This is a genomic window from Streptomyces sp. NPDC026206 (assembly GCF_040638465.1).
Taxonomy (GTDB): Bacteria; Actinomycetota; Actinomycetes; order Streptomycetales; family Streptomycetaceae; genus Streptomyces.
The window spans coordinates 1-8,604 of record NZ_JBEZYL010000041.1 but is presented as its reverse complement, the minus strand read 5'-3'; the positions used below and the strand labels follow the sequence as shown (position 1 = coordinate 8,604).

6 protein-coding genes and 2 pseudogenes are annotated in these 8,604 nt (G+C 66.9%); 4 read left to right on the top strand and 4 right to left on the bottom strand.

Going from position 1 to position 8,604, the window contains the following annotated elements; translation table 11 throughout:
- Window positions 1-918: 918 nt before the first annotated feature.
- Both AB0F13_RS27620 and AB0F13_RS27615 read right to left on the bottom strand, forming a co-directional pair.
- Window positions 919-1,275 (bottom strand): hypothetical protein, encoded by a 357-nt coding sequence (locus AB0F13_RS27620; protein ID WP_362087875.1) that lies wholly within the window; start codon window positions 1,273-1,275, stop codon window positions 919-921.
- Window positions 1,170-1,547 (bottom strand): peptidase inhibitor family I36 protein, encoded by a 378-nt coding sequence (locus AB0F13_RS27615; protein ID WP_362087872.1) that lies wholly within the window; start codon window positions 1,545-1,547, stop codon window positions 1,170-1,172. Before AB0F13_RS27615 ends, AB0F13_RS27620 begins: the two co-directional genes overlap by 106 nt.
- A gap of 572 nt (window positions 1,548-2,119) precedes the next feature.
- On the opposite strand from AB0F13_RS27615, the gene AB0F13_RS27610 reads away from it, so the two are divergent.
- Window positions 2,120-2,479, top strand: coding sequence for a transposase (locus AB0F13_RS27610; RefSeq protein ID WP_362087869.1), 360 nt, complete (start codon window positions 2,120-2,122; stop codon window positions 2,477-2,479).
- Between the two features lie 100 nt (window positions 2,480-2,579).
- Here AB0F13_RS27610 and AB0F13_RS27605 read toward each other — a convergent pair whose 3' ends face one another.
- Together AB0F13_RS27605 and AB0F13_RS27600 are read right to left on the bottom strand one after the other, a co-directional pair.
- The gene (locus AB0F13_RS27605) at window positions 2,580-3,425 is read right to left on the bottom strand and encodes a siderophore-interacting protein (RefSeq protein WP_362087866.1); all 846 of its coding nucleotides are present in this window, start codon (window positions 3,423-3,425) and stop codon (window positions 2,580-2,582) included.
- Window positions 3,426-3,931: 506 nt separating this feature from the next.
- Window positions 3,932-4,069 (bottom strand): annotated as a pseudogene (locus tag AB0F13_RS27600) (transposase); the annotation flags it as partial.
- A 760-nt stretch (window positions 4,070-4,829) separates the two neighbouring features.
- Between AB0F13_RS27600 and AB0F13_RS27595 the strand changes: the two are divergent.
- The 3 genes and pseudogenes from AB0F13_RS27595 (at window position 4,830) to AB0F13_RS27585 (ending at window position 8,318) form a co-directional block, all read left to right on the top strand.
- A complete protein-coding gene (locus tag AB0F13_RS27595; protein ID WP_362087863.1) occupies window positions 4,830-5,441 on the top strand; it encodes a hypothetical protein in 612 nt (203 codons plus the stop codon).
- 627 nt (window positions 5,442-6,068) lie between these two features.
- Window positions 6,069-6,889: pseudogene (locus AB0F13_RS27590) on the top strand (transposase).
- A gap of 199 nt (window positions 6,890-7,088) precedes the next feature.
- The gene (locus AB0F13_RS27585; protein ID WP_362087860.1) at window positions 7,089-8,318 is read left to right on the top strand and encodes a GNAT family N-acetyltransferase; all 1,230 of its coding nucleotides are present in this window, start codon (window positions 7,089-7,091) and stop codon (window positions 8,316-8,318) included.
- Window positions 8,319-8,604 lie beyond the last annotated feature (286 nt).

Genomic DNA, 8,604 nt, shown 5'->3' with positions numbered 1-8,604 from the left:
CAACGCCCATAACTCGTCCGGTACCAGTCGCTCAACCAGATCCGTCATGCACGGCTCAACGAACGATCACACCATAAGAAACGGCGTCTTAAAGGACGGCGTCTTCGCAGTGAGCGGTGGGCAGCGGGACGGAAGCTTGGACCCTGGCACAGTGCTCGACGCAGGGGGCCTCAGGAAGGCTCTGCCGGATCTGCAGAGCATGCCGGTGGGCTGGAAGACGGGCCTGACGCGGCTGGATGCCAGGGATGTTCCTTGGGCGAAGCGGTGCCGGGAAGGACAGCGGATCCCGGGACTGCTCGCCGTATTGGAGCCATGGCGCCGTGCAGTACAAGGCACCCGGTGACTCCGGCAGCGTGCACTTGGACCTGATGGCGTTTCCTGGGGGGGCGGCTGCTTACGGCGTTCAACAACGTGAACAGTGCCCGGTTGAGCGGGAGCGGGGCCACTGAGGTGTCCATGCCGCGAGCTGGCAACGAGAGCATGGCCTACGCCGAGCCCGGAGCCGCCTATGCCAAGCCGAGCAACTCGATGACGGTGCGTGTGGGCACCGTCATCGTCCTCATGACCTATCAGGACCCGGAGAAGAACCAGGACAGTGCACAGGTCCTGCTGTCACCTGTCGAAAATGCAGGCGAAGCGTCTGCTGCAGAGTGGGCAGGGTCAGGCGCCGACAGCCATCGCCGACTGAGCGTCCGCAGAGGTGGCCGACGACGTCGGCGGGGGTGGCTGTTCGCAGCTTGTGGCGGAGGCAGCTGGCTGGCAGCCTCTCGGCATCCGGTCCAACTACGGACGGTTATGGGTGGTTGGCGCGCCGGGATGCCAGACGCCCCCTCCCGAGCACCACCAGAAACGAGAAAGCCCCGCCCGATCACCGGCGCGGAGATCATTTCCCGGATCCGGCATAGCACGTGACCACCGTCACGCGGCCGATTTTTGGCGGTGCTCCATCGCCTTCGCAGCGTTGCGTCGTGTACGCGATGTCAGATCAACGGGAGCGCCGGCGCCCTGGCCCGCCATGTCCTTCCAGACTCGGATCCTGTTGACGACCTCCTTCAACCGGGCGTCACCGGGCTTGACATCGATGTAGAACAGAGCCTCGTCCACCTTGCGGTCGTCTCTGCCCCAGCGGACAACCCCGTCAAGTTCGGCGAAGATGTCCCGGATCGCCGTCAGCTGCAGGAGGAAGAAGCCGCCACGGTTCCCGACCGGAAAGTGGCCGGGCCGGATCCGTACCGCTGTCCCGGACGCCAGCCTGCGTTCCCCTTGTACTGCCATCCCCGCCAGTACATGCTGCCGTTATTGTTGATGACGGAGGCTACGTTGTTATCGATAGGGTCCCCGGTGCGGGAGAACGTGTAGCCGGCATAGTCCTGCAGCCACCCATTGTCATCGAACAGGCCTCCCTGCCAGGATCTGTTCTCGTACAGGCACACCTCCCCAGACTCGCATCTGCCGTCCTTGTCGTTAGCATGCGCCGGAACCTGGAATGCCGCAAACAAGGCCACGGCCGCCGCGCCGACTGCCGCCGTCTTGACTGTGCGATTCATTCGCATGAATGCCATCTCTGTTCCCGTTCCCCTTATTTGTAGTCGTCGGGATGACGACTCATAAATGCCTGAAGCCGGGATACGGTGGATTCAATAAGAGGTCTATCCTTCTCCAGCTGAGGCGCAGATCTCTGCGGAATCCTCTTTTGGAGATCTTCGATCAGCACTATGGGTTCACTGAAGTGGCCTGCCCCCTTGGGGCTGGCCTTCATAGCCAGGAGGAAGGCGTCAACGGCCCCTAAGGTGTCCGTTAGGTACTGGGCGCAATGGCTGGGAATGCAGCCGCCCACCCTTTGTGACTGGACCCGGGCCCATGCATCGCGGACCTTCATGGCGCTGGCCGAGGGCACGGCATCGTTGCCTTCCGGCTGTGAGTGGCACGCCGTCAGGACTGCAGCCAGAATCACGCCCAGCGCGGCACAGCGAAACCGCGCGATACCTAAGCCCGTCATGGTCCCCCGATGCACAGGCTCACGTGCACCAACTTGCTTGCAGCCTGGGCAAGTTGCTGCATGACGGCATGGACGGTAGCCCTGGATTGGCAGTGCCGCAAGTGCTTTCGTTGGCCACGAGTGCACAAGATCCGGCCAGAGGCACAGGGGCCTCCGAAAGGAGCCTGCTCACGCTCGACCATCACCGGCAAGCGGAGTCGCGAGACGGTTTACGCGATCACCGATCTGACCAGCCGCCAGGTATCACCCGAGCGGATCGCGAAGATCTTGAGAGCGCGCTGGGTGATCGAAAACCGGCTCCGCTTCGTCCGGGACACCGCCTTCCGCGAGGACGCCTCCAAGATCCGCACCGGCCACAGCACCGAGAACATGGCCACCCTGCGCAGCTTCGCCATCAACCAGCTCCGCACCGCCGGCCATACCAACAACATCGCCGCCGGACTCCGCAAGACAGCCTCCGCCTCTACGAACGGCCGCTAACCCTCCTCGGTCTCAATTGACCTGCACCGATTCGTGATCAAGAGACTCTGCAATCACCCTGGTTCCTCCAGCCCGTCCGGCATTGTTCGGACCGTCGGACTCAGGCGGCCGGGGCGCCGCCCTCCTGCTCCGACTCCACCTGGGCGTTCCACTCCCGCTTGGAGGACTGCCAGCCCTCCTCGTCATCGCCGAGACGCCAGTAGCCGGACACGGACAGCTGCTCCCGCGGGATACCGCGCTCCCCCCGGAGCAGCCGACGCAGCTCCTTCACGAAGCCCGCCTCACCGTGCACGAAGGCGTGCACACGGCCGTCCGGGAAGTCGAACGCGCGAACCGCCTCGATCAGGGCCGCGCCAATGGGGCGCTCTCCCCGGTGCAGCCAGACGACCTCGGCGTCACCGGCGAACTTCTGCTCCTCCTCGGGCCCCGCCACCTCCAGGAAGACCTTGGTGCGGGCGCCCGTGGGCAGCGCCTCGACGGCGGCGGCGACGGCCGGCAGGGCGCTCTCGTCGCCGGCGAGCAGATGCCAGTCGGCGCCGGCGTCGGGGGCGTAGCCGCCACCCGGGCCGCCGAAGCGCAGGATGTCGCCCTCCTGGGCCCGCACCGCCCAGGGCCCGGCGACGCCCTCGTCCCCGTGCAGCACGAAGTCGATGGTCAGCTCGCGGCTTTCGGCGTCCCAGGAACGGACGGTGTACGTGCGGGACAACGGCCACTGCTCGCGCGGCAGCTCGGCGTGGATCTGGTCCAGGTCGAAGGGCTCGGGGTAGGTTGCGCCGGGCGCCGGGAACAGCAGCTTCACGTAGTGGTCGGTGAACTCGCCCGCGGCGAAGCGGTACAGGCCCTCACCGCCGAGGACCACACGCTGCATGTGCGGGGTGAGGCGCCGACTGCGCACCACCCGGCCGACGTGGACGTGCCGGGCCCTGCGCTGCGGTCGTTCTGCCATGACGATCTCTCCCGTAGAACGGCTGCCAAGAACTTGTAATCGCCAAAAATTAACACCCCTGCGGCTGCCCGCGAGGGGATACCGTGCAGCGGAACGCGGCCCACCGCTTTCCGGCACCGGCGTCCTGCGGTCCAAGTGCAGGCTGCTGCCACGACGACACACAAGAACCTGCTCGGCGGCTCGAACCCGGGTCAGGTATTGCCGATGAGGGGCCCCGAAGATCCCGGACAGGGAAGAAATAGGGTTGCCCTGTAAGGAATCGAGCGAATAAGCAGTGGCGCCACCGAGCAAGTACTCGCCGGAGTTCCGTGAAGAAGCGGTCCAGCTGGCGTTGAAATCCGGGTCTTCGAACTGATGGGGGTGCGCCGGTGACGGGCGGTTCGTCGGTGTACGTGGTGACAGGCGAAGACTCCGCCCGGGCCTGCCCCGGCTGCGGGTCTTCTCCACCCGGCTGAAGGACTACCGCACCACCCGGCCGCGGCACCTGCCCTGCGGCGGACGCCCCGTGCGGTGAAGACGCCGGCATCCCTCCAGATCCGGAAGCGGCCGTAGACCGTCGGCCAGGGGCCGAACTCGCAGGGCATCTCCCGCCACTGAGCGGCGGACCGGAACCGCCAGATCACTCCCTCGAACTGCTCCCGCACGGGAACGGAACCAAAGATTGATCACAACCTCACACAGTCCCTAGCCGAGGAGACGCTGAATGACGCTGGACGGCGTAAGTGCGTACGGCGGTAGCTGAAGGAATCTTGCTCGAGCAGCCAGTCGGCCGTGTCGCGGGCTGTCAGCCTCGCCGGTCCGGACAGACGTCCGGCACTCATCTGGCGTCGGAACGTCCATCCACGTGCCGGAGGATTTCCTCGCTGAGCCGCCAACGGTCGATGTCAGGGCACCTCAACCAGACGCCCCGTGGCCAGTGCGCCCATCGGAGGCGACGACCGGTACACGCGACATAGTCATCGTCGGCACAGAACGTCCAACGCGCGGCCGAGTGGCGAGTTCACCGCGCCGGGGCTCGATGGAACAGCTCAGCTGTCCCAACTGACACACCTGCCACGCGCCTGTCTGCCGTGTCCCAGGTCTCAGCTGAGTATCTGCACTCATGTCCTCGTTGCTGTTGCGGCATACGGTGTCCCATGCGAACGCATGAACGATGCACGCGAGCACACATTCTGAAAGGGAGTCCGATCCATGACGATGCCGCCGCCTCAGCAGCCGCCCGAGCCTCCGGCGCTGCCATACGCGGCACCGCAGCCGCCGCCGGTCTACCCGCAGCAGCCCCTCTATCCGCAGCAAGGGGCGTGGGGTGCGCCGCCCACGGCGCCCGCCCCCCGTCGTAGGGGGCCCGTTGCCACCGCGGGGATCGTCGTCGGAGCCCTGGTCGGTGTGGCTGTCCTCGGGAACGTGCTCCATGCTGCCCGCGAGCGAGGTGAGGAGCTGAGCCGGGCATCGGCGCCCGCCTCGGGCCCCGTGGTCGGCGGCGAATCCCGGAACACGGCCACCCCATCTGCCCAGCGCTACCGGCTCACCGTACCTCGCACTCTTTTGGGCGGTCAGTACACCCTGGCTGAAGACATGAGCCAGGAGATGGAAAACGACCTCGGGGGCTTGACGAATGGCGGGAACGAACGGAACGCGAAGGGGGTGGGTGGGCATTACACCGCCGCTTCCGATCCGGGGCCGGAGACCGTGATCTTCACCGGTATCTACGGTGAGATAGGCGACCCCAAGCGTGCCATGGACGGCTGGTTCAAAGGCATGAACGGAAATCAAGGATTCCAGGTCACCACCCCGGCCAAGGACGTCACTCCGCCAGGCGTCGCAGAACACGTGACCTGCGAGAGATACGCCTTCAATCGCTCCGAAGGCTCGGGCACCATGGCCGTCTGCGGATGGAGCGACCACAGCACGGTGGCCACCGTTTCCGTCCCCGACGCTGCAGCCCCGATCACCCTTGAGGCGCTGGCGAAGAAGACCGTGGAGATGCGCGACGAGCTGAGGAAACCGCTGGAATAGAAGTTCAAATTCAGACCTGCCGGTCAGTGATGCCGGGTGATCATCCCTGACGTTTTGGCTGGTCACATGGGGCGCGCGCCCCCTTGGCGTACCGGGCTCTACTGCCCGTGATTGGGGCGTCCGTTCCCCACTGCGTTCCCAGCTGGGGACCAGTGCGAACGCTGCCCAACCAGGGATGACGCGGCGCCGCCAAAGTACTGCCACACCATTGGCGGCGCCCCTACCCGAACGGCGTACCCGGTTGCCCTACCCAGACGTCATGATCTCGTCCAGCGTCTTGCGTGCCCTGGCTACAAATTCCCACGAGAGGTCCATATACCTCTCGAAACGTCTCCATGCGAGTTGATCCGAACTCCTTAGTGCCTCTTCATCCGCTTCGCCAGACTGGTGAAGCTGAGCGACGTGCACAATCTGATTCATGGCCGCCTCGGCTGCCGCCTCGCATTCATAGGCAGATTCAGCTACCCCATCAGGGCCTTCCAATCGAACCTTGCTGGCTGCCTGCCGAAGAGCCTGCAAAGCTCTCTCCGCATCGTCAAAGCACTGCCCCCGCCTAGTGATGTGACCGCATAGGTTCGCCGGGTTGCTCGTTGTGCTGGTGGGAAGCAACGACCAGCGAGGGCGGGGATGGCACCACCGGTCAGGGTTCGTCGTCTGACCGAGCAGGAGGGGCAGGAGCTCCAGCGGATCGTCCGGCGGGGCACCACCAGCGCGGACGGTGTCCTCGTCCGCCTGGACTTCGTCGCCGAGACGGCCACCACCCGCCCGACCGCGCTGGGCAAGCCGTTCACACGCTGGTCGCTCCGCAAACTCGCTGAGCACCTGCGGCGCAACACCGCACGGCCCGTCCGGGGCGGACGTGAAGCCCTGCGCTCCTGCTCGTCCGCCGCGGGATCTCCTTCCAGCGGACCAAGACGTGGAAGGAGTCCCCGGACCCGGACTTTCGACGCCAGGCTCGACCTTATCGAGTACGCGCTCCACCAACGGCCGGACGGCACCTTCGCCTTCGACGAATTCGGCCCGCTCGGCATCCGTCCGACTGCCGGCTCGTGCTGGGCACCGGTCGGCCGTCCGGACCGGCTGCCCGCCACCTACCACCGCACCCACGGCGTCACCTAATGATCCTCGACAACCTCTCCGCCCATGCGAATTGACGGATCCGTCGCTGGGCGGCCCGGAACAAGGTCGAGCTGTGCTTCACCCCGACCTACATGTCCTGGGCCAACCCCATCGAGGCCCACTTCGGGCCCCTGCGACAGTTCACCCTCGCCAACTCCAACCATCCCAACCACACCGTCCAGACCCGGGCCCTGCACACCTACCTGCGCTGGCGCAACAACAACGCCCGACACCCCGACGTCCTGGCCTCACAACGACGCGAACGCGCACGCGTCCGCAGCGAGAAAGGCATCCGCTGGGGCGGCAGACCACTGCCGGTCACAGCCTGACGCCTTCGCTCACGCGCGGGGAGCACCGCCGCCGACCCCGTCCACCGCGACTCATGCCCGGGGCCGGGCTCGGACCGGGCGGTGCTCTGTCCGGCCGGGAGCCCGGCCGTAATTCGTTTGACCTGGGCACGGGTCAACGCTCCACTGTGGCGGGACACCATGATCATGGTGCCGGTATTTCGAGGAGGCAGCGGCAACAATGGAGATCCGGCCTACGACCGACAAGGATCTCGACGTCTTCGTCGACACACTCCATGCCGCGTTCGGGCTCTTCCCGGAAACCCCGACCGAGGGCGGCGGCGGACTCTGGTGGTCGGCGCTCGAAATGGACCGCAACCTGCTCGCCATGACTGCGGACGGGCGGCCCGTCGGCACCGCCGGTGCGTACTCCTTCGAGCTCACCCTGCCCGGTGAGATCCTTGCACCGGTCTCCGGGGTGAGCTTCGTCGGTGTCCTGCCCTCGCACCGGCGCCAGGGCGTGCTCCGCGCGATGATGCGACATCAGCTCACCGAGCTGCGAGCCCGAGGGGAATTCCTCTCCGTACTGCTGGCTTCCGAGTTCCCGATCTACGGCAGGTTCGGCTACGGACCGGCAACCTACGCGCAGCGGCTGACGGTGCCGCGCGACCAGGCCGCCTTCGCTCTGCCCCGGGCGCGTGGAACGGCCGGCGCCCCAGCGGCCGGATCGGACGCGGGCTCGGTCGAGCTGCTGCGGCGTGCCGAGTGCGGCGAGATCATCGAAGGGGTCTACGACCGGTACCGCCGCGCGCAGCCCGGCGCGTTGTCACGGCCGCACCGCTGGTGGGCCTTGGGTGCAGGGCGGCCCCCGGTCTCTGCGGCGCCGCGTTACGTCGCCGTCCACCGGGACGCTGACGGCGTCCCGGACGGGTACGCCGGCTACTCGGTCGAGTCCGACACCCTGACGGTCGACGAGATCATCGCCACCGACGATGCCGTCTTCACGGCCCTGGCCCGGTTCGTGCTCGGACACGACCTGGTCACCCGGGTCGTGTTCAAGAACCTCCCGCTCGAGCACCCGCTGCGCTGGCAGCTTGCGGACTTCCGTGCCGGCCAGGTGAGCGACGACGACTGGCTCTGGGTGCGGCTGCTGGACGTCCCGCGTGCGCTGACCGCGCGCGGTTGGTTCACCGACGGCGAGCTCGTCCTCGACGTCGACGACCCGTTCCTCGGCGAGCACGGCCGCTACCTGCTGACCGTCCGGGACGGCAAGGCCGACTGCGTCCCCACGGACCGGAAGCCCGACCTGTCCCTGGACATCAGCGACCTGGGCTCGGTCTACCTCGGCGGCACCGCCCCGAGCAAGCTCGTACGTGCCGGGCACATTCGGGCCCACCGCCCGGGCGCGGCCACCCTCGCTGACGCCCTCTTCCGCGCCGAGCGCCCGCCGCACTGCCTGCACTGGTTCTGACCGACCGCGCGCTTGCCGACCCTGCACAAGTCTCGTCAGGCCCCTGACCCGCCACCGCTGGCTCCTCCACAGGCGGGCAGTCCGGAAATGGTTCGCCGACCTGGCCATGCTGCCACGCCATGCCGGTGAACCTATGCGGTCACAGCACTAGGTAGGCGGTGCGGACGGCGTCGGTCTTGTCGGCCGGGATGGCCGGGCGGCGCCCGCCCTTGTTGCCCTTGGCCTCGGCGGCCCGCAGCCCGTCGTAGGTCAGCTCGCGCTGGAGGTCGCGCCCCTTTCCGGCTCA

Excerpts from the sequence above, each read along its gene's own strand:
- AB0F13_RS27620 (WP_362087875.1), bottom strand. The coding sequence starts at position 1,275 with ATGGCAGTACAAGGGGAACGCAGGCTGGCGTCCGGGACAGCGGTACGG.
- AB0F13_RS27615 (WP_362087872.1), bottom strand. The coding sequence starts at position 1,547 with ATGAATCGCACAGTCAAGACGGCGGCAGTCGGCGCGGCGGCCGTGGCC.
- AB0F13_RS27605 (WP_362087866.1), bottom strand. The coding sequence starts at position 3,425 with ATGGCAGAACGACCGCAGCGCAGGGCCCGGCACGTCCACGTCGGCCGG.
- AB0F13_RS27585 (WP_362087860.1), top strand. The coding sequence starts at position 7,089 with ATGGAGATCCGGCCTACGACCGACAAGGATCTCGACGTCTTCGTCGAC.